This window comes from Kitasatospora setae KM-6054 (assembly GCF_000269985.1).
Classification (GTDB): domain Bacteria; phylum Actinomycetota; class Actinomycetes; order Streptomycetales; family Streptomycetaceae; genus Kitasatospora; species Kitasatospora setae.
Genome location: NC_016109.1, coordinates 4,871,833 through 4,891,745 on the forward strand (window position 1 = coordinate 4,871,833; position 19,913 = coordinate 4,891,745).

The 19,913-nt window shown below is 74.6% G+C and carries 17 protein-coding genes, 1 pseudogene and 1 riboswitch; of the genes and pseudogenes, 13 read left to right on the forward strand and 5 right to left on the reverse strand.

Going from position 1 to position 19,913, the window contains the following annotated elements; all coding sequences use genetic code 11:
* Positions 1-58: 58 nt before the first annotated feature.
* Positions 59-1,057 carry a glucosyl-3-phosphoglycerate synthase gene (locus KSE_RS21730; RefSeq protein WP_033257797.1) on the reverse strand — a complete coding sequence of 333 codons (999 nt, stop codon included), beginning with the start codon at positions 1,055-1,057 and terminating at the stop codon, positions 59-61.
* A gap of 138 nt (positions 1,058-1,195) precedes the next feature.
* A riboswitch (SAM riboswitch) is annotated at positions 1,196-1,323 on the forward strand.
* 17 nt (positions 1,324-1,340) lie between these two features.
* Between KSE_RS21730 and thrC the strand changes: the two genes are divergently transcribed.
* From thrC to KSE_RS21765, 7 genes and pseudogenes are all read left to right on the forward strand, one after another.
* A complete protein-coding gene (thrC, locus tag KSE_RS21735) occupies positions 1,341-2,621 on the forward strand; it encodes a threonine synthase (RefSeq protein WP_014137491.1) in 1,281 nt (426 codons plus the stop codon).
* Between the two features lie 33 nt (positions 2,622-2,654).
* Positions 2,655-2,933 carry a MoaD/ThiS family protein gene (locus KSE_RS21740; RefSeq protein WP_014137492.1) on the forward strand — a complete coding sequence of 93 codons (279 nt, stop codon included), beginning with the start codon at positions 2,655-2,657 and terminating at the stop codon, positions 2,931-2,933.
* Between the two features lie 651 nt (positions 2,934-3,584).
* Positions 3,585-3,791 (forward strand): cold-shock protein, encoded by a 207-nt coding sequence (locus KSE_RS21745; RefSeq protein WP_014137493.1) that lies wholly within the window; start codon positions 3,585-3,587, stop codon positions 3,789-3,791.
* A gap of 387 nt (positions 3,792-4,178) precedes the next feature.
* Positions 4,179-5,801: a chaperonin GroEL gene (gene groL / locus KSE_RS21750; protein WP_014137494.1), complete on the forward strand. Its 1,623-nt coding sequence runs from the start codon at positions 4,179-4,181 to the stop codon at positions 5,799-5,801.
* 187 nt (positions 5,802-5,988) lie between these two features.
* The gene (locus KSE_RS21755) at positions 5,989-6,564 is read left to right on the forward strand and encodes a Uma2 family endonuclease (RefSeq protein WP_033257798.1); all 576 of its coding nucleotides are present in this window, start codon (positions 5,989-5,991) and stop codon (positions 6,562-6,564) included.
* A gap of 22 nt (positions 6,565-6,586) precedes the next feature.
* On the forward strand, positions 6,587-6,946 hold the full coding sequence (locus KSE_RS21760; protein WP_014137496.1) for a hypothetical protein: 360 nt from the start codon (positions 6,587-6,589) through the stop codon (positions 6,944-6,946).
* Positions 6,943-7,235 (forward strand): annotated as a pseudogene (locus tag KSE_RS21765) (DUF4031 domain-containing protein). The gene KSE_RS21760 and the pseudogene KSE_RS21765 overlap by 4 nt, the downstream one beginning before the upstream one ends.
* On the opposite strand, the gene KSE_RS21770 reads toward KSE_RS21765, so the two are convergent.
* A complete protein-coding gene (locus KSE_RS21770; protein WP_014137498.1) occupies positions 7,232-7,873 on the reverse strand; it encodes an HD domain-containing protein in 642 nt (213 codons plus the stop codon). The pseudogene KSE_RS21765 and the gene KSE_RS21770 sit on opposite strands and share 4 nt — an antisense overlap.
* A gap of 149 nt (positions 7,874-8,022) precedes the next feature.
* On the opposite strand from KSE_RS21770, the gene KSE_RS21775 reads away from it, so the two are divergent.
* The 5 genes from KSE_RS21775 to KSE_RS21795 all read left to right on the forward strand — a co-directional run bounded on the left by KSE_RS21775 (position 8,023) and on the right by KSE_RS21795 (position 13,662).
* Positions 8,023-8,742, forward strand: coding sequence for an ABC transporter ATP-binding protein (locus KSE_RS21775; RefSeq protein ID WP_014137499.1), 720 nt, complete (start codon positions 8,023-8,025; stop codon positions 8,740-8,742).
* Positions 8,739-11,438, forward strand: a complete 2,700-nt coding sequence (locus KSE_RS21780; RefSeq protein ID WP_014137500.1) for an FtsX-like permease family protein — start codon at positions 8,739-8,741, stop codon at positions 11,436-11,438. Before KSE_RS21775 ends, KSE_RS21780 begins: the two co-directional genes overlap by 4 nt.
* Before the next feature lie 134 nt (positions 11,439-11,572).
* Positions 11,573-11,917, forward strand: a complete 345-nt coding sequence (locus tag KSE_RS21785; RefSeq protein WP_014137501.1) for a PadR family transcriptional regulator — start codon at positions 11,573-11,575, stop codon at positions 11,915-11,917.
* Positions 11,914-12,873, forward strand: coding sequence for a hypothetical protein (locus tag KSE_RS41390; RefSeq protein WP_014137502.1), 960 nt, complete (start codon positions 11,914-11,916; stop codon positions 12,871-12,873). Before KSE_RS21785 ends, KSE_RS41390 begins: the two co-directional genes overlap by 4 nt.
* 102 nt (positions 12,874-12,975) lie before the next feature.
* Complete coding sequence (locus KSE_RS21795) at positions 12,976-13,662, forward strand: copper homeostasis protein CutC (protein ID WP_014137503.1); 687 nt, start codon at positions 12,976-12,978, stop codon at positions 13,660-13,662.
* 160 nt (positions 13,663-13,822) lie between these two features.
* On the opposite strand, the gene KSE_RS21800 is transcribed toward KSE_RS21795, so the two are convergent.
* Positions 13,823-15,919, reverse strand: a complete 2,097-nt coding sequence (locus KSE_RS21800) for a HelD family protein (protein WP_014137504.1) — start codon at positions 15,917-15,919, stop codon at positions 13,823-13,825.
* 304 nt (positions 15,920-16,223) lie between these two features.
* Between KSE_RS21800 and KSE_RS42940 the strand changes: the two genes are divergently transcribed.
* Complete coding sequence (locus tag KSE_RS42940) at positions 16,224-16,397, forward strand: hypothetical protein (protein ID WP_157850039.1); 174 nt, start codon at positions 16,224-16,226, stop codon at positions 16,395-16,397.
* Positions 16,398-16,409: 12 nt separating this feature from the next.
* On the opposite strand, the gene KSE_RS21805 is transcribed toward KSE_RS42940, so the two are convergent.
* Positions 16,410-18,041, reverse strand: a complete 1,632-nt coding sequence (locus KSE_RS21805; RefSeq protein WP_014137506.1) for a DNA repair helicase XPB — start codon at positions 18,039-18,041, stop codon at positions 16,410-16,412.
* A 71-nt stretch (positions 18,042-18,112) separates the two neighbouring features.
* Positions 18,113-19,762 carry a DUF2079 domain-containing protein gene (locus tag KSE_RS21810; protein ID WP_231873204.1) on the reverse strand — a complete coding sequence of 550 codons (1,650 nt, stop codon included), beginning with the start codon at positions 19,760-19,762 and terminating at the stop codon, positions 18,113-18,115.
* Positions 19,763-19,913 lie beyond the last annotated feature (151 nt).

Here is a 19,913-nt window from a genome sequence, read left to right on the forward strand (position 1 = left end):
ATCAGCCGACCAAACCACTCGGCGCGGCCGGGGGCGGGTGAACACCGGGGGCGGCCGCTCAGCGGTCGCGGTACTCGGGGACGGTGGCCATCGGGGGCCGTTCGGTGGCCGGGACGGGGTGGGTGCGGGGGGTGAAGCCGTCGGCGGTGCGGGTGTACTGGGTGAGCAGCGGGCGGACCAGGTCCGGGTCGGCCTTGAGCCGGTGGGCGCGGTCCAGCCGCTCCAGGGCGGTGCGGTAGATGGTGGCGGCCATCCGGCCGAGGGCCTGGCCGTCCTGGTGGCGGTGGTGCCGGACGCCGACGTCGACCTGGGCCAGCGCGTCCAGGCCGGCCAGTTCGAGGGCGTCGACCAGCAGGCCGAGCTCGACGCCGTAGCCGGTCGGGAAGGGCAGCCGCTCCAGCAGGGCGCGGCGGGCCGCGTACTCGCCGCCGAGCGGCTGGACGAAGCCGGCCAGCTGCGGCCAGTGCAGGTTGAGCAGCGGGCGGGCGACGAGCTCGGTGACCCGGCCGCCGCCGGCCGGGACGACGGCGCCGTCGGCCTCGAAGGGGCGGTCGTACATGGCCTTGACCAGGTGCAGGGCCGGGTCGGTGAGCAGCGGGCCGACGATGCCGGAGACGAAGGCCGGGTCGAACTCGCGCAGGTCGGCGTCGACGAAGCAGACGATCGCGCCGCTGGTGGCGAGCAGCGAGCGCCACAGCACCTCGCCCTTGCCGGGGGCGGCGGGCAGCCGGGGCAGGAGCGCGTCGCGGTGCACCACCCGGGCGCCGGCGGCGGCCGCGACGGCCGCGGTGGCGTCCCGCGAGCCGGAGTCGACCACCACCAGCTCGTCCACCAGCGGGACGCGTTCGACCAGCTCGGTGCGGATCGCGGCGACGATCTCGCCGACGGTGGACTCCTCGTCCAGCGCGGGCAGCACCACGCTGACCGTGCCGGCCGGGCCGGCCGCCCGCTTGGCGGCGAGCAGCAGGTCGAGCGGGCGGTCGGCGGCCGTCCACGAGCGGCGGCGCAGCCAGTCGGCCACCTCCGGCAGTACCCCGGGCTCTGGCTGCTCCGGCAAGTCTCGCTCCCTGTCTCGGTTCGTCTCGGTTGTCGGACGAGGGGGGTGGGTCTGCCCCGCCTTCGGATACAGTCTTCTTATTGCGACCGAGCCTTCGCACGCGGGGGTCGGTCGCAGCGTACGACCACAACTTCACAGAGCTCATCCAGAGGGACTGAGGGAACGGCCCGTTGAAGTCCCGGCAACCCTCCCGCACGGCCAGCAGGCCCGGCGGGACAGGTGCCAATTCCGTCCCGGACGCGACCGCGCTCCGGGGAAGATGAGGAGAAAGGGCCTCGCCACCATGGCTGTTGACACCGCCGCATCCACCACCGTCGACCTCGGTCCCGCGACCGCGCTGTCCTGTCGCGAGTGCGGTACCCGCTTCCCGCTCGGTCCGAGCTTCGCCTGTCTGGAGTGTTTCGGCCCGCTGGAGATCGCCTACGACTACGCGGGCTACGACGCCGAGGAGCTGCGCAAGCGGATCGAGGCCGGCCCGGCGTCGATCTGGCGCTACGCCCCGCTGCTGCCCGTCCCCGCCGACGTGGCCGGCAAGCCGAACCTGAACCCGGGCTGGACCCCGCTGGTCAAGGCCGACAACCTGGGCCGCGAGCTGGGCTTCACCGGCCAGCTGTACGTCAAGGACGACTCGGGCAACCCGACCCACTCCTTCAAGGACCGGGTGGTGGCCTGCGCGATCGAGGCCGCCCGCGCCTTCGACTTCACCACGCTCTCCTGCTCCTCCACCGGCAACCTGGCCGGCGCGGTGGGCGCCGCGGCCGCCCGGGCCGGCTTCAAGTCCTGCGTGTTCATCCCGCACGACCTGGAGCAGGGCAAGGTCGTGATGGCCGGCGTGTACGGCGGCGAGCTGGTCGGCATCGACGGCAACTACGACGACGTGAACCGCTTCTGCTCCGAGCTGATCGGCGACCCGGCCGGCGAGGGCTGGGGCTTCGTGAACGTCAACCTGCGCCCGTACTACGGCGAGGGCTCGAAGACCCTGGCGTTCGAGATCTGCGAGCAGCTCGGCTGGCGGCTGCCCGACCAGATCGTCATCCCGATCGCCTCCGGCTCCCAGCTCACCAAGATCGACAAGGGCCTGCAGGAGCTGATCAAGCTCGGCCTGGTCGAGGACAAGCCGTACAAGATCTTCGGCGCCCAGGCCGAGGGCTGCTCCCCGGTCTCCGCCGCCTTCAAGGCCGGCCGCGACGTGATCAAGCCGGTCAAGCCGGACACCATCGCCAAGTCGCTGGCGATCGGCAACCCGGCCGACGGCCCGTACGTGCTGGACATCGCCCGCCGCACCGGCGGCGCCGTCGAGGACGTCACCGACGCCGAGGTGGTCGAGGCGATCAAGCTGCTCGCCCGCACCGAGGGCGTCTTCGCCGAGACCGCGGGCGGCGTGACCGTCGGCGTGCTGAAGAAGCTGGTCGAGACGGGCCAGCTGGACCCGTCCAAGGAGACCGTCGCGATCAACACCGGCGACGGCCTGAAGACCCTCGACGCGGTCGCCGACGCCGGCATGACCGCCGTGATCCGCCCGACGCTGGAGTCCTTCCGCGCCGCCGGCCTCGCCACCGCCTGACCCCCCCCCACGCCCCAGCCCGAGGAGCAGCCCATGAGCGCCACCGTCCGCATCCCGACCATCCTGCGCACCTACACCGGCGGTGCCGCCGAGGTGACCGCCGAGGGCGCCACCCTGTCCGCCGTGATCGCCGACCTGGAGGCGAACCACGCCGGCATCGCGGCCCGCCTGCTGGACGACACCGGCAAGCTGCGCCGCTTCGTCAACGTGTACGTGAACGACGACGACGTGCGCTTCGCCGAGGGCCTGGAGACCGAGATCAAGGACGGCGCCTCGGTGTCGATCATTCCGGCGGTGGCCGGCGGCTGCTGACCGCCCCGCGTCGCCGTCGCCGCCGCCCGGTCCGGAATTCGATTTCCGGACCGGGCGGCGGTTTCGTGCGTACCGGGGCCATTCCGGCGCCCGGGCTGCCCGCCATTCGGGCGCCGCGGTTGCCGCCGCGTTTACCTGCGGTTTTTCGCCGGGCAGCCCGCCGGAATTCCTCCGGAGCGGAAGGAGTAGAGTGCCGGACGAGGCCGTTCCCCGCTTCCGCCCGGTTCAATCATCGTTTTCCGCCGCATGCCCCGCCGGTGCGGGCCCCGCTCGCCCCGAGTGCGTTCCGCGCCCGTTCCACGCCGGTTCCGCGTCGGGCCCGTGTCGGTTCCGCCCGCCGGGCGGTCGGCGGGCGGTCGGCGGTCCGTTCTGTCAGGCCGCCGTCAGAATTGTTCCGGCGTTTTGCGGCAGAGCGTCCGTTATGCCCCATGGCAATTGTCGATGAATGTTCCTTTCGCCCCGTCATATCCCCTGCCAGGTCCGGGCATTCCCCGGAAATTGGGCCTGTTGCAGAGGGCGCATATCCGGATACATTCAGCCGCGACAGAGGCTGCGCCGTACGGGGGGGAGTCCCCAGGCCGGCCTTCCAGACCTCCGGGTCCGCGTCCCGCGGATCTCTGAAGGGCCAGCACAGCACAAGGGGAGTTTGCAATGGCTCAGGGCACCGTCAAGTGGTTCAACGCCGAGAAGGGCTACGGCTTCATCGCGGTCGACGGTGGAGCGGACGTGTTCGTCCACTACAGCGCGATCCAGATGGACGGATACCGCACCCTGGAAGAGGGTCAGCGGGTCGAGTTCGAGATCTCGCAGGGTCAGAAGGGCCCGCAGGCCGACATGGTCCGGGCCGCCGGCGCCTGACGGCCCGGTAGACCGCACGCACCGAACCGCGGGCCCGTCCCGACGCCACGGCGTCCGGGGCGGGCCCGTCGGCCTGCCCGGGCCCGCGCGGCGGCCCGGGAGCGGCCCGCGCGGCGGTCCGGGAGCGGCCCGGTGCCGGCTCGCTGTCGGCCCGGGAGCGGCCCGCGGCCGGTGCGTCCGGGCGGCCCGGCGGGGCCCAATGGGCTTGCACTCGACACCCGAGAGTGCTAATCATTGGCGTTAGCACTCACCGTGTGAGAGTGACAAACGGACCGGGCCGGTGAGGCCCCGGAAGCGGTAGGGGAAGGGACCCCCGCTCTCCTGGGCCGTCCGTCGCGGGCACCCCTTGGTCCGAGCAGTCGACCGTGTCCCGGAGGACCACTTCTGATGGCCAAGATCATCGCCTTTGACGAGGAAGCCCGCCGCGGCCTTGAGCGTGGCATGAACCAGCTTGCCGACGCCGTGAAGGTCACGCTCGGCCCCAAGGGTCGCAACGTCGTCCTGGAGAAGAAGTGGGGCGCCCCCACGATCACCAACGACGGTGTCTCCATCGCCAAGGAGATCGAGCTCGAGGACCCGTACGAGAAGATCGGCGCCGAGCTGGTCAAGGAGGTCGCCAAGAAGACCGACGACGTCGCGGGTGACGGCACCACCACCGCCACCGTGCTCGCCCAGGCGCTCGTCCGCGAGGGTCTGCGCAACGTCGCCGCCGGCGCCAACCCGATGGCCCTCAAGCGCGGCATCGAGAAGGCCGTCGCGGCCGTCTCCGACCAGCTGCTGGCCCAGGCCAAGGACGTGGAGACCAAGGAGCAGATCGCCTCCACCGCCTCCATCTCGGCCGCCGACACCCAGATCGGCGAGCTCATCGCCGAGGCGATGGACAAGGTCGGCAAGGAAGGCGTCATCACCGTCGAGGAGAGCAACACCTTCGGCCTGGAGCTCGAGCTCACCGAGGGCATGCGCTTCGACAAGGGCTACATCTCCGCCTACTTCGCCACCGACCTGGAGCGCATGGAGGCGAGCTTCGAGGACCCGTACATCCTCATCGCCAACTCCAAGATCTCCTCGGTCAAGGACCTCCTCCCGCTGCTGGAGAAGGTCATGCAGAGCGGCAAGCCGCTCGTCATCATCGCCGAGGACGTCGAGGGCGAGGCCCTGTCGACCCTGGTCGTGAACAAGATCCGCGGCACCTTCAAGTCCGTCGCCGTCAAGGCCCCGGGCTTCGGCGACCGCCGCAAGGCCATGCTCGGCGACATCGCCATCCTGACCGGCGGCACCGTGATCTCCGAGGAGGTCGGCCTCAAGCTCGAGAACGCCGGCATCGACCTGCTCGGCACCGCCCGCAAGGTCGTCATCACCAAGGACGAGACCACCATCGTCGACGGCGGCGGCGACAGCGACCAGGTCGCCGGCCGGGTCAACCAGATCCGCGCCGAGATCGAGAACTCCGACTCGGACTACGACCGCGAGAAGCTCCAGGAGCGCCTCGCCAAGCTGGCCGGCGGCGTGGCCGTCATCAAGGCCGGCGCGGCCACCGAGGTCGAGCTCAAGGAGCGCAAGCACCGCATCGAGGACGCGGTGCGCAACGCCAAGGCCGCCGTCGAGGAGGGCATCGTCGCCGGTGGCGGCGTCGCCCTGCTGCAGGCCGGTGTCGCGTTCGACAAGCTGGAGCTGGAGGGCGACGAGGCCACCGGTGCCAACATCGTCCGCGTGGCGCTCGAGGCCCCGATCAAGCAGATCGCGACCAACGCCGGCCTCGAGGGCGGCGTCGTGGTCGAGAAGGTCCGCAACCTGCCCGCCGGCCACGGCCTGAACGCCGCGACCAACGAGTACGTCGACCTGGTCGCCTCCGGCATCATCGACCCGGCCAAGGTCACCCGCTCCGCCCTGCAGAACGCCGCCTCCATCGCGGCGCTGTTCCTCACCACCGAGGCCGTCATCGCCGACAAGCCGGAGAAGGCCGCCGCGGCCGCCGGCGGCGGCATGCCGGGCGGTGACATGGACTTCTGATCCGGCCCACCGGCTCGGATCGGTCAGTCTCACGCCGTGAGGGCGGCCTCCTTCGGGAGGCCGCCCTCACGGCGTTCTCGCCCGGGTCACCCCTTCGTGGGACGCTGGGGCCATGGACGGTTTCGGTGGCTCCGGGTCCGACTACCTTGAGCACGAGCGACGGCAAGAGGAAGAGGGGAGTTCCGAGATGGCGGTCATGGCGGTCGAGTCGGACCAGCAGTGGTCCTACCTGCTGGACACCTGGCGGGAGCTGGACGCCCCCGAGGGCTGGCGCACCGAGATCGAGGGAGGCCGGATCCAGTTGGTGCCACCGCCGAACATGGATCACAACGTGATCGCCGTGTTGATCAGCCGCGCGCTCACCAGGCGCCTGCCGGACGACCTGGGGGTGTTCCAGACCGCGGGAGTGCAGATCGCCCGGATGGAGAAGCTGTACATCCCGGACCTGCTCGTGGCGGGGATGACGGGCTTGCCGAAGGAAGGGCCGCTGGACGCGGCAGAGGCCCTGCTGGCCGTCGAGATCACCTCGCGCAGCACGGCTCGGCTGGACCGGACGAAGAAGCTCTGGGGCTACGCGCACGCGCCCGTCCCGCTCTACCTGCTGGTCGACCGGTTCGACGAGCCCGGGCCGACGGTGACGCTCTACTCCGAGCCCTCGGACGGGGCGTACGGGCAGAGCGTGCGGGTGCCGTTCGGGAAGCCGGTCGAGCTGCCGGCGCCGTTCGACTGCGTGCTGGAGACGGCCGACTTCCCCCTGCCCTAGCGGAGTGCGGGACAATGGGCGGATGGCCAGTTCCGACATCGAAGCCGCCCTGCACAACGCGCGGGCGCTGATCCTCGCCGACCTGACCGCCCGCGACGTCGCCGAGGCGGCGATCGTGTCGTTGCTGGAGGACGCCGTGACGCACCGGCGGTGGTGGCTGGAGCAGTGGCCGGCGGGGTGCGAGTTCGTGCTGGGGTTGATCGCGCAGGACGTGCAGGACGCGCTGCTGGAGTCGTACGGGCGGTGGCCGCTGTGCACGGCGTGCGCGGAGGAGGAGGACGATCCGCACGCGCTGGGGGTGGAGCCGGAGTTGGGGGCGGACCCGCACTGGGTGTGCGGGAAGCGCGGTGTGGCGGTGGCGCCGGTCGGGGGGTTGGCGTGATCCTGGTCGACCCGCCGGACTGGCCCGGGCACGGCAGGTGGTGGTCGCACCTGGTCAGTGACGTCTCACTGGACGAACTGCACGCCTTCGCCGCCGAGTTGGGCGCCCCGGCGAAGGGCTTCGAGCGGGACCGCCCCCAGCCCCGAGGGGGCTGGGAGGTGCCCCCTTCGACATCCCGGCGGCCTGGTACGAACGGGCGGTGGCGCTGGGCGCGGTGCCGGTGGGCAGCAAGGAGCTGGTGGCCCGGCTGACGGCGGCCGGGCTGCGGGTGCGGAAGGCGCGGGGTTAGGCTCCCGCGGGGGCCTCCAGGGCGGCGAGTTCGGCGTGCATGTTGGCGCGGGCCCGGGCGTCGTAGCGGGCGTGGGCCTCGGGGGTGCGGTAGAGCGCGGGCAGGGTGAGGAGTTGCCGGAGGATCGCGGCGCGGCCCTCGCGGAAGGCGTCCGGGGGGACGAAGGAGTACTCGTCGCGGATCGCGGCGGTGTAGGCGGCGTACGCCTCGGGCGGGCCGCCGAGGACGGCGAGGTCGGCGTCGCAGAGCACTTCGCCGTCGCGGTCGCCGGGGGCGGGGTGGTGGGTGGTGGTGAGTCGGACCAGGCGGTCGACCTCGTGGACCAGCGGTTCGGGCAGGCCGGCCTCGCGCAGGGCGCGGCAGGCCAGGGCGGCGCTGCGCTCCTCGTTCTCGGAGCGGTCGGGCCGGTAGACGGCGTCGTGGAACCAGGCGGCGAGCCGGACGGCGTCGGGGTCGTCGGCGTGGGCGGCGAGTTCGTCGATCCGGTCGAGGACGTCTTCCAGGTGGGCGGTGGTGTGGTAGCGGCGCTGCGGCTCGGCCCAGCGGGCGAGCAGGTCGCGGGCGTAGGGCTCGGGGTCGGCGGTGGCGCCGCAGCGGGTGAGCAGGTCGTGCCAGCGAGCGGACAGCGATGCGGTCATGGCGCTCATTCTGCTCCTGTCCGGGGGGTGGGTCGCCATGGCCTAGCCTATATGTAGTTCACCGACTTATCTCGCACACTTGAGTAGTTCGCTCCGGCCCGCTATACATACTCGGTATGCAAGATGTTCCGCTGTTCCGAGGGGGAGCCATGACCGGACCGAACGCGCAGGCCGTCCTGCGCCTGGAGGGGGTCGGCCGCACGCACGGCCGGGGCGCGGCCGAAGTGCACGCGCTGCGCCGGATCGACCTGGAGCTGCGGGCCGGGGAGTTCCTGGCCGTGATGGGACCGTCCGGCTCCGGCAAGTCCACCCTGCTCGCGCTGGCCGGCGGCCTGGACCGCCCCTCCATCGGCCGGGTGCTGGTCGAGGGCGCCCCGCTGGAGGGCCTGAGCCGGGCCGGCCTGGCGGACGTCCGCCGCCGCTCGGTCGGCTACGTGTTCCAGGCGTACAACCTGCTGCCGTCGCTGACCGCCGCCGAGAACATCGCGCTGCCGCGCGAACTGGAGGGCGTCGGAGCCCGTGCCGCCCGCGCCGAGGCGCTCGCCGTGCTCGCCGAACTCGACATCGCCGAACTCGCCGACCGCTTCCCCGAGGACATGTCCGGCGGCCAGCAGCAGCGCGTCGCGATCGGCCGGGCGCTCTCCGGCGAACGCCGGCTGGTGCTCGCCGACGAACCGACCGGCGCGCTCGACTCGCTGGCCGGCGAGGCCGTGCTGCGGGTGCTGCGGGCCCGCTGCGACGCCGGGGCCGCCGTCATGATGGTCACCCACGACGCCGGCCACGCCGCCTGGGCGGACCGGGTCGTCCGGCTCCGCGACGGCCTGATCGCCGAGGACGGCCGCCCCGCCGAAGCGGCGGCCCGCCGGTGAGCGCCCTGCGGGCGGTGCTGCGGATCGCGCGCCGCGACGCCTGGCGGGCCAAGGGCCGCAGCGCCCTGGTCGCCGCGATGATCGCGCTGCCGGTGCTCGGCGCGACCGGCGTCGACGTGGTGCACCGCAGCGGCCAGCCCACCGCCGACCAGCGCGCCGACCGCCTGATGGGCCGCGCCGACGGCCTGATCGGCGCCCACGACCCCGGCCGGACGATCGAACAGGCGGTCTTCCCCGCCGACGGCGTCCGCACCCTGCCGCAGCGCCCCGACGCCGCGCCCGGCCCCGAACAGCTCCGCGCCGCCGGCACCGAACCCGCCGCGCTGCTCGGCGAGTTGCTGCCGCCCGGCAGCGTCCTCACCCCGGCCCGCACCGGCCCGGTCGCCGCCGTGCGCAGCCGCGACGGCCTGGCCGCCACCGACACCTTCGAGGCCGACCTGACCGGACGGCTCTGGCAGGGCCGGATCGACCTGGTCGCCGGCCGCGCCCCCGCCGCCCCGCACGAGGCCGCCGCCACCCGCGCCCTGCTGGACGCCGCCGGCCTGCGGATCGGCGACACCGTCACCGTCCGCGGCCTGGAGTCCACCCCGTTCACCCTGACCGGCACCGTCGAGCACCCCGGCGACCTGAACGCCGTCGAACTCGTCGCCCGCCCCGGCGAGTTGTACCGGCAGCTGGACGAGGCGCAGGCCGCCGCCGGACTCGCCCCGCAGACCCCGACCGCCACCGAGGCCGCCGCCCGCAAGGCCGCCTGGCTGGTCACCCTGCCCGCCGGGGCGAAGCTCGGCTGGGACCGGGTCCGCGAACTCAACGCGTACGGCTACACCCTGGCCAGCCGCCAGGTCGCCGCCGACCCGCCCGCCGAGGCCCTCGCCCGGCAGGACGCCGTCGGCGCCCGGGACGCCCGCGAACGCCGGGTGATGACCGCCGCCACCACCGCCGCGATGGCCCTGCTCGAAGTCGCCCTGCTGGCCGGACCGGCGTTCGCCGTCGGCGCCCGCCGGGCCCGCCGCCAACTCGCCCTGCTCGGCGCGGCCGGCGGCCGCCCCGGACACGTCCGCGCCGTCGTCCTCGGTGGCGGGCTGGTGCTCGGCCTGGTCGGCGCCGCCGCCGGCTCGCTGCTCGGCGTCGGCCTGGTCGCCGCGCTGCGCCCGTGGATCGAGGAGTGGGGCGGCAGCCGGTTCACCGGCCTCGCGGCGCGCCCCGCCGAACTGCTCGCGATCGCCGCCGTCGGCGTCGCCACCGCGCTGCTCGCCGCCCTGCTGCCCGCCCTCCAGGCCGGCCGCCGCGAGGTGCTCGCCGGACTCACCGACCGCGACCCGGTCCGCCGCACCTCCCGCCGCACCCCGCTGCTCGGCCTCGCCGCCGTCCTCGGCGGCGCCGCGCTCGCCCTCTACGGGGCCGTCGCCGGACCGGCCGGCGGACCGCCCGTGCTCGCCGGGCTGAGCGTCCGCACGCTCTCCGTCCTCGGCGGCGCCGTCCTCGCCGAACTCGGCCTGCTGCTGTTCACCCCGCTGCTGCTCGCGCTGCTCGGCCGGCTCGCCCACCGCCTCCCGGTCGGCCCCCGGCTCGCGCTGCGCGACGCCGCCCGGCACCGCTCGCGCACCGCGCCCGCCGTCGCCGCCGTCCTCGCCGCGGTGGCCGGCGCCGTCGCGGTCGGCGTGCACGGCACCGGCGCCGAGATCCAGGACCGCGCCGCCTACCGGCTCGAACAGCCGGTCGGCGCCGTCCGCCTCACCCTGCACGGCGACGGCGACACCATGCCGCAACTGCGCACCGCCCTCCCGCAGGACCTGCCCGACCTGGGCGAACGCGCCGACCTCTACCAGGCCGAGTACGTGTTCTGCGAAGGCTGCCTGGGCGTCGTCCACGCCCAGGGCGGGCAGCGCTACGGCGCGGACGTCGCCGTCCCCGCCGTGGTCGGCGACCCCACCGCGCTGCACAACCTGCTCGCCCTGCGCGACCAGGACGCCGACCGCGCGCTGCTCGCCGGCAAGGCCGTCGTCACCGACCCCGCCTACCTGCACGACGGACAGGCCGTGCTGCGGATGCAGGGCAACGGCGGCGAGGTCAGGGAGCTGCGGATCGACGCGCTGCTGGTCGAACGCCCCGCCGGACAGCGGTACGCGCCGCTGGTCGTCGCCCCCGACACGATCCGCCGCCTCGGCCTGCGGGTCGCCCCGGCCGGCGCGGTCTGGCTGCCGTCCGCGCCGATCGGCGAACGGGCCGAGCAGCGCGCCGCCGCGACCGTCGCCCGGCTCGCCCCGCACGCCGAGTTCCACGTCGAACGCGGCTACACCCCGGAGGGCGGCACCGTCCGGATCGCGCTCGGCGGCTTCGCCGCGCTCGTGGTGCTCGGCGCCGCGACCGTCTCCACGGCGCTCGCCGCCGCCGACGCGCGACGCGAACGGGCCCTGCTCTCCGCGATCGGGGCCCGGCCCCGCACCCGGCGCGCCATCGCCGGCCTGCAAGCCGGCCTGATCACGCTGCTCGGCGCCCTCCTCGGCACCGCCAGTGGCTTCGTCCCCGCCTTCGCGCTCCTGCGCTCCCGCGCCTCCGGCGTCCTGGGCGGCCCCGCCGTCAGCCCCGCCGACGCCCCCTGGACGACCATCGCCCTGCTCGCCCTGGGCCTGCCCCTGCTGGCCGGCCTCCTCGGCGCGCTGCGGCGGGACGACCCGGCGGGGTGGCGGGGGTAGGGGAGAGGAGGACGGCCGGGGCCCGGGCAGCCGCAGGGGGAGGCCCGGGCCGACGGCCGTGGGCGTTGCCGCGCTGGGGCGGCGGGGATGGCGGGGGTGGCGCGGATAGGACGGTCGGCGATATATGTAGGTGTATGACAGAACGCGCCCTGCAGGAGCCGACCCTGCTGCTGCTCACCGCCCTCGCGGACGCCCCCCGGCACGGCTACGCGCTGATCCAGGAGGTCGACGCGATCTCCGGGGGGCGGGTGAAGATGCGTACCGGCACGTTGTACGGGGCGCTGGACCGGCTGCTGCAGCAGGGGCTGATCGAGGTCGCCGCCGAGGAGATCGTCGACGGCCGGGCCCGGCGGACGTACGCGCTGACCGGGGGCGGGCGGGAGCTGCTCGCCGGGGAGGCGGAGCGGCTGCGGTCGGTGGCGGCGGAGGCGCAGCGGCGGCTGGGCGGGGCCGCGGCCGGCCGGGGGGTGACGGCGTGAGCGCCACGGCGCCCGGGGGGCACCGGGCCGGGGTCGCGCTGCGCACCGTCCTCGCGCTGTACCCGGCGGGCTACCGCCGGGACCGGGGGGACGAGCTGGCCGAGGTGTTCGCGGACAGCACGGCGGGGGCCGGGCGGCTGGCGACGGCCCGGGAGGCGCTCGACCTGGCCGGGTACGGGCTGCGGCTGCGGACCGGGCTCAGTGCCACGGCGCTCGGCGGACGGCTGCTGGCGGTGGCCGCGCCGCTGCTGGCGGGGGCGCTGGCCGGGCAGGTGGCGCTGCCGGGCGACCTGCGGTTCTGGCGGGTCGGGGCGGTGGCCCGGGCCGGGTTCGACGTGCCGTGGCAGCAGTTGCCGGACGGCCTCGCGCTGCTGGGCCTGACCGTGGTGCCGGTGCTGCTGGCCGTCGCCGCGGCGTTCGGCGCCTGGCGGGCCGCGCGGACGCTGGCCGGGGTGGTCGTGCTGCTCGGCGCGGTCCAGCTGGCCGTCGCGGCGTTCGTCGCCCCGACCGGCTGGCTGCTGCTCCTGGACGCCACCTCCCTGCTGCCCTACCTGGCCGCGGGCGGGATGCTGCTGGCCGTCCCCGCCGAGCTGCTGGAGCGTCCGGGCCGCCTGCTGGTCGCGGCCGGAGCGGGCGCGGGCCTGCTGGTGACGCGGGCTCACGGCGGTTACGACACCTGGCGGTTGATGGACGGCTGGCTGCCGCCGCTGCTCCTGCTGGCCCCGCTGCTGCTGGTGGTGCTGGGCGCGGCCCGGGGGCGGCTGCTGCCCGCGGCGGTCGGGCTGGCGGTGCTGCCGCTGACCGCCTGGTTCAGCCTGTTCAGCCTGTGGGAGGAGGTCGGCGGGGTCTGGCGGCTGGCGCCGGTGGCGGTGTTCGGCGCGGGCGCGCTGTGGCTGGCGGGGCGGGTGTCGACGGTCCGTCAGGAGGGGCGGCGGGCGGCCCCGGGGGCGCGTTAACGGGACGAACGGGACGCCAACGGGGCACCAACGGGGGAGGAAGCGCGGCCGAACGGCGGTGGGGGCTCGCTCGGCGCCGGTCGATGTGGCAGGCTATCGGATATGTCTAGACCAATGTTCGAAGTCATCGCGCTGACCCCCCAGGACGCCCGGGCCGCCGAGTCGGGCGGCGCCGACCGCCTCGAACTGGTCACCGACATGGCCGCCGACGGGCTCACCCCGTCGGTCCGGGACTTCGCCGCGATCCGCGCCGCCGTCGGCATCCCGCTGCGCGTCATGCTCCGCATCCGCGACGGGTTCACCCCCGGCGACCTCGACGACCTGCTGGCCCGCACCGCCGCGCTGCGCGCCGAGGGCGCCGAGGAGTTCGTGCTCGGCTTCCTCACCCCGGACGGCGCGGTCGACCTGCCCGCGACCCGGGCCGTCGCCGAGGCCGTCAGCGGCTGCCACTGGACCTTCCACCGGGCGATCGACCACAGCGCCGACCGCTCCGAGGTGCGCGCCGCCGTCGCCGACCTGCCCGGCCTGGACACCTTCCTGACCTCCGGCGCGGCGGCCGGCGTCGACGCGGGCCGCGAGGTCCTGATCGGCGAGCTCGCCAAGGCCGGCGAGCCCGGCTACCGCCCGCGGATCCTGGTCGGCGGCGGCCTGCGCGCCGAGCACGTCCCCGAGCTGCTCGCCGCCGGCTTCGACGCCTTCCACATCGGCGGCGCGGTCCGCGAGGGCGGCTGGGCCGGCACGGTCGACCCGGCGAAGGTCGCCGACTGGCGGGCCCTGATCGGGGGCTGAACCGGCACCGGCCCGCACCGCCACGCACCGGCTCGCACCGGCCCGGACCGGTCGGAGGGGCGCGGCAAGATCGCTCGACAGCGCCGCGCGCTGTCCTGCGCCGCGATCTTGCCGCGCCCCTCCGGCCGTTCGTCCGGGCCCGTCGCCCCAGCCCGGCCCGTCAGCCCAGCTCGGCCGGCAGCGGCTCGGTGTGCAGCACCGCCAGGCCGGATACCGCGCGGGTCAGCGCGACGTAGAGGCGGCGCAGGCCGGTGCGGTGGTCGGGTTCGCCGGCGACGATCGCGGCGGGTTCGTCGAGGACCACGTGGTCGTACTCCAGGCCCTTGGCGAGCGAGGCCGGGACGAGGGTCAGCCGGGCCTCGGCGGTGGTCTCGGTGCCGGGGTCGAGGAACGGCAGCCCGGCGGCGCCGAGCGCCTCGGCGAGGGCCGGGATCCGGGCGTCCGCCGCGATCAGGCCGACCGAGCCCTCGTGCCGCAGCCCGGCCCGGCAGGCGTCCAGGACGGCGGCGTCGAGCCCGTCCGGGACGTGCCGCAGGGCGAGCGAGCCGGGCAGGTCGCGGACCGAGGTGGCGGGGGCCAGGCCGGGGGCGATCGCGGGCAGCAGCCGGGACGCGTAGGCGATCACCTCGCCGGGGACGCGGAAGCCCTGGGTGAGCTCCTCGACGTGCGCGCCGTCCTTGCCGAGGTGGTGCAGGGCCTCCGCCCAACTGCCGGTGGCCCACGGGGTGGTGCCCTGGGCGAGGTCACCGAGGACGGTCGCGGAGCCGGTGGTGCAGCGGCGGCCGACGGCCCGGTACTGCATGGGGGAGAGGTCCTGGGCCTCGTCGACGACGACGTGGCCGAGCGAGGGGGTGCGGTGCACCAGGTCGGCGGCCTCGTCGATCAGCACGGCGTCGGCGGCGGACCAGGGCGCGGTGCGGGCCGAGCGCGGCGGCTTGGCCCAGAGCAGGGCGGCCTGCTCGTCGGCGTCGAGGATCCCGTCGGCGGCGGCGGCCAGGAACGCGGCGTCGCTCAGCAGCCGGTGCACCAGTTTGACCGGGTCGACGGCGGGCCAGCAGCTCTTCACGGCGGCCTTCACCGCGGCGTTCCGGGCGACGGCGTCCTGCACCCGGTCGTCGGGGGCCTCGCCGCCCTGCTCCATCTTGACCAGGACGGCGTGCGCGATCCGCTGCGGCAGGGCCTCCAGGGCGGCGCCGTAGCGGATCTCGCGCTCCGCCAACTCCCGGACGATCTGCTCCAGTTCGTACGCGGGCAGCCGCCAGCGCCGGGAGCCGCGGACCACCACGCAGGGCTCGGTGGGCAGCGTGATCCCGGCCCGGACGGCGTTGCGCAGGACGGCTGCCATCCGGGCGTCGCCCTTGAGCCGGGCGGTGTCGGCGCTGTCGGTGCCGCGGACCTCGACGTGGCCGACCAGCTCCTGCACGGTGGCCTGGGCGACGTCCAGCTCGCCGAGGGCGGGCAGCACCTGCTCGATGTACCGCAGGAAGGAGCGGTTCGGGCCGACCACCAGGGTGCCGGTGCGGGCGAGGCGCTCGCGGTGCGCGTACAGCAGGTAGGCGACGCGGTGCAGGCCGACGGCGGTCTTCCCGGTGCCGGGGGCGCCCTGGACGCAGATGGTGCCGGTGACGTCGGCGCGGACGATCTCGTCCTGCTCGGGCTGGATGGTGGCGACGATGTCGCGCATCGGGCCGACGCGGGGCTTCTCGATCTCGGCGGCGAGCAGTGCGGACCGGCTGTCCGCCTCGTCCGGGTCGGAGAGGTTCTCGTCCTCGTAGGCGGTCAGCTCGCCGCCGGTGTAGCCGAAGCGGCGGCGCTTGGCGACGTCCAGCGGCTCGGTGCGGCTGGCCCGGTAGAACGGCTGGGAGACCGGGGCGCGCCAGTCGATCACCATCGGGTCGCCGCCCGCGTCGTGCACGTGCCGGCGGCCGATGTAGAAGCGCTCGCCGCCGCCGCCCTCGGACTCGGCCTCGCTGATCGCGTGCAGGTAGTCGAGCCGGCCGAAGAACAGCGGGGTGTGCGCGAGGTCGGCGAGGGCCTTGATCCGCTCGTCGACCTGCTTGCGCAGCACCAGGGAGGAGACCCAGGTGCCGGTGACGTCGCGCAGGTCGAGCGACTCGACGTCCTCGCGCATCGCCTTCAGGGCGGCCCGGGAGGCGGCCAGGTGCGCGCGCTCGCGGCCCAGCGGGTCGGCGTCGGCGGCGGTTGCGGCGGTGTCGAGGGTGTCGGCGGTGTCGGCGGTTTCGGTGGGGGAGTGCACGGCGGACCTTCCCGGCCGCCCGGCTGGACGGGGCGGCGGACTCGTCTTGGCTCACGGTGAAAGGACACCGGCCGGTTCCCGAGCGGCCGGCACTCCCACGGCTGCCGGCGGCACTGGCACCACGGTTCGGGAGGGGCAGACGGACGATCCTAGACCCGGCGCCGTCCGGGGGCGAATCCTTTTCCTCCGGGATCCCCCGGTACCGGGGTAGGGGGCGGGTACGCCGGGAGGACGAGGGGCGGCGCCGCGGGCTCGGGTCTTTCGGCTGATGTGCCCGGCCGGGTCGTGAACATACCGTGGAGACATGACGACCGAACGAGTGAACCCGCAGGCCAAGGGCGCCCGCGGTGTCCACGGCGCCCACCGCGCCGAGGAGCGCCGCCGCCACCCCGTCGCCAACGCCGTCCGCAACGTCGGCATCGTGCTCGACACCGCCGCGCGCGTCCTGTTCCTCGGGCGCGACGGCGTCAAGCTCTAGCCGGCCGCCCCGCTACAGGTCGTCGGCGTCGACGATCCGGTACGCGTAGCCCTGCTCGGCCAGGAAGCGCTGGCGGTGCGCCGCGAAGTCCTGGTCGACGGTGTCCCGGGCGACCACCGAGTAGAAGTGCGCCGCGTGCCCGTCCGCCTTCGGGCGCAGCACCCGGCCCAGCCGCTGGGCCTCCTCCTGGCGGGAGCCGAAGGTGCCCGAGACCTGGATCGCGACGGTCGCCTCCGGCAGGTCGATCGAGAAGTTCGCGACCTTCGAGACCACCAGCACGCCGATCTCCTTCGACCGGAACGCGTCGAACAGCTTCTCGCGCTGCGCGTTCGAGGTCTCGCCCTTGATCACCGGGGCGCCGAGCGCCTCGCCGAGCTCGTCCAGCTGGTCGATGTACTGGCCGATCACCAGGGTCTGGTCACCCGCGTGCTTCTCCACCAGCCGCTCCACCACCCGGCGCTTGGTCGCCGTGGTCGAGCAGAACCGGTACTTCTCCTCCGGCTCGGCCGTCGCGTACGCCAGCCGCTCGGAGTCGGTCAGCGTCACCCGGACCTCGCAGCAGTCGGCGGGCGCGATGTAGCCCTGCGCCTCGATCTCCTTCCACGGGGCGTCGAACCGCTTCGGGCCGATCAGCGAGAACACGTCGCCCTCCCGGCCGTCCTCGCGCACCAGCGTCGCGGTCAGGCCGAGCCGGCGGCGGGCCTGCAGGTCGGCGGTGAACTTGAACACCGGCGCGGGCAGCAGGTGCACCTCGTCGTACACCACCAGGCCCCAGTTGCGGGCGTCGAACAGCTCCAGGTGCGCGTACACGCCCTTCCGCTTGGTCGTCATCACCTGGTAGGTGGCGATGGTGACCGGGCGGATCTCCTTGCGGGTGCCGCTGTACTCGCCGATCTCGTCCTCGGTCAGCGAGGTGCGCTTCACCAGCTCGTGCTTCCACTGCCGGGCCGAGACGGTGTTGGTCACCAGGATCAGCGTCGTCGACTTGGCCTCCGCCATCGCCGCCGCGCCCACCAGCGTCTTGCCCGCGCCGCACGGCAGCACGACGACGCCGCTGCCGCCGTGCCAGAAGCCGTCCACCGCGTGCCGCTGGTACGGGCGCAGCTGCCAGCCGTCCTCGCGCAGGTCGATCGGGTGCGCCTCGCCGTCCACGTACCCGGCGTGGTCCTCGGCCGGCCAGCCGAGCTTCAGCAGCACCTGCTTGACCTGCCCGCGCTCCGAGGGGTGCACCACCACGGTGTCCGGGTCGACCCGGGCGCCCACCAGCGGCGCCATCTTCTTCGACCGCAGCACCTCCTCCAGCACCGGCCGGTCGGTGGTGGTCAGCACCAGCCCGTGCACCGGGTGCTTCTGCAACTGCAGCCGCCCGTACCGGCCCATCGTGTCCGCGACGTCCACCAGCAGGGCGTGCGGCACCGGGTAGCGCGAGTACGTCACCAGCGCGTCCACCACCTGCTCCGCGTCGTGCCCGGCGGCCCGCGCGTTCCACAGCCCCAGCGGCGTCACCCGGTACGTGTGCACGTGCTCCGGCGCCCGCTCCAGCTCGGCGAACGGCGCGATCACCCGCCGGCACTCCGCCGCCTGGGGGTGGTCGATCTCCAACAGCAGCGTCTTGTCGCTCTGCACGATCAGCGGTCCGTTCACGCCTGTGCATCCCCTTCCGCGCGGGCCAAACCTCCAGTGTGCCGCATCGGCGCGGTCGGTGGCGGGGCCGGTCAGCCGAGGAAGAAGTTGTGGCCGACGTCCGGCGGGATCTTCTCCTGGTACGGGGTGGAGTCCGGGCCGGGGAGGTGGGTGCCGGGGACGGGGGTGGTGCCGGTGCGGTGCAGGAGGGTGACGCCGTCCTGGTCGAAGAGCTCCTGGTAGCCGTGGGCCAGCAGCAGGGCGCGGTACTCGGCCTGCTCGGGGTCGCGCTGGAAGGGGAAGGCGCGCTGGGTGTAGCGGAGCAGGACGTACTCCTGGCCGCGCGGGGTGCCGTCGGCCAGGACGACGCGGGTGCGGTTGGTCAGCCGCGGGGCGATCTGGTTGTCGGCCTCGACGGTCGCGCCGTCCGGGATCAGCTCCGCGGCCCGGGCCAGCGCGGCGGTCGGGGCCTTCGGCTGCCACTCGTACGGGACAGCCAGGTGGTAGAGGCCGAGGGCGGCGGACGCGGCCAGCGTGCAGGCGGCCGCGGCGGTGCCCAGGCGGCGGGCCCGCCGGTGGCCGCCGCGCGCCCACAGGACGCCGAGGGCCTCGATCGAGGCGGTCACCAGGATCGGCCAGAGGAAGGCGTCGTAGTGGCGGGCGATCGACCAGTGGTTGGGGTTGTCGGAGAGGATCCGCTCGGCCAGCAGCGGCAGCGCGGTGAAGGAGGTCGCCGAGCGCAGCGGCAGCCCGGCGGTGGTGGCCACCAGCCAGACCAGCAGGATCGGCTTGAGCGGGCTGGAGAACGCCGACTCGGCCAGCAGCCACGGGGCGCCCAGCACGTGCCGCACCGCCTCGCCGCCGTCCGCGCCGAGCTGGGTGTAGTTCCAGTAGTAGCCGGGGACGCCGCCCATCGCCGGGATCAGGTAGGCGATCTCCACGGCGCTGGACAGCGGCCCGCCCAGCAGCAGCGCCCAGCCGAGCAGCTTCGCCCGCCGGTCCGGCCCGCCGGCGGTGCCGGTGCCGGTGCCGGTGCCGTCGCCGCGCCGGCGCGCGCGCTCGCGCCACAGCAGCACCGCGCCGTACGCGCCGACCGCCAGGCCGAGGTCCTCCTTGGTCGCGCACAGCAGCAGCGCCGCGACCGCGGCCCCGCCCCAGCGCCGGGCCCCGGCCCGTTCGAACAGCAGCAGGAACAGCGGGACGGCGAAGCCCACCTCGTGGAAGCCGCCCCGGGAGGAGATCAGCAGCGGCCAGCCCAGGCCGTACACCAGCGCCGCGACGTCCCGCACCCGGGTGCGGACCTGCTGCTCGGCGCCGGCGAACGCCCGGGTGGCGATCCGGCGCACCAGCGGGACGCCCGCCGCGTACAGCGCGGCCTGGCCGACCAGCAGCATCCGCGGGTCGTCCCACAGCCAGTACAGCGGGGCGAGCAGCGCCAGCACCGGCGAGAAGTGGTCGCCCAGCAGCGAGAAGCCGGGCGGGAACTCGTGGTGCACGCTCTTCAGCGTCGACACCGGCAGCCGGAAGTGCGCGTAGCCGCGCACGCCCTGGTCGAAGATGCCCAGGTCGAAGCCGCCGAGCTGGAGCGACGTCCACTGCTGGAGGCCCAGCGCCAGGCAGACCGCGAAGCAGAGCAGGGTGAGCGCGACGGTCCGGAACCGGCGGGAGGACGGCCGGACCCCGTGCGCGCGGGCCGCCGTCCCGCGCGAGGCGGGCGGCTGCAGGGCGGAGGTAGTGGTCACGGCTTCGGTCCTGTCGGGGGCCGACGAGGCCCGGTGCGCACGGGTGGCCCAGACCACCCCCGGTCGCTGGGCAGTCTAACCGCCGGGCGTGCGGGCGTTCGGGCGCACCGGGAAGCGGAGCCGGACCCGCCGCAACAGTGACCCGCGGGCC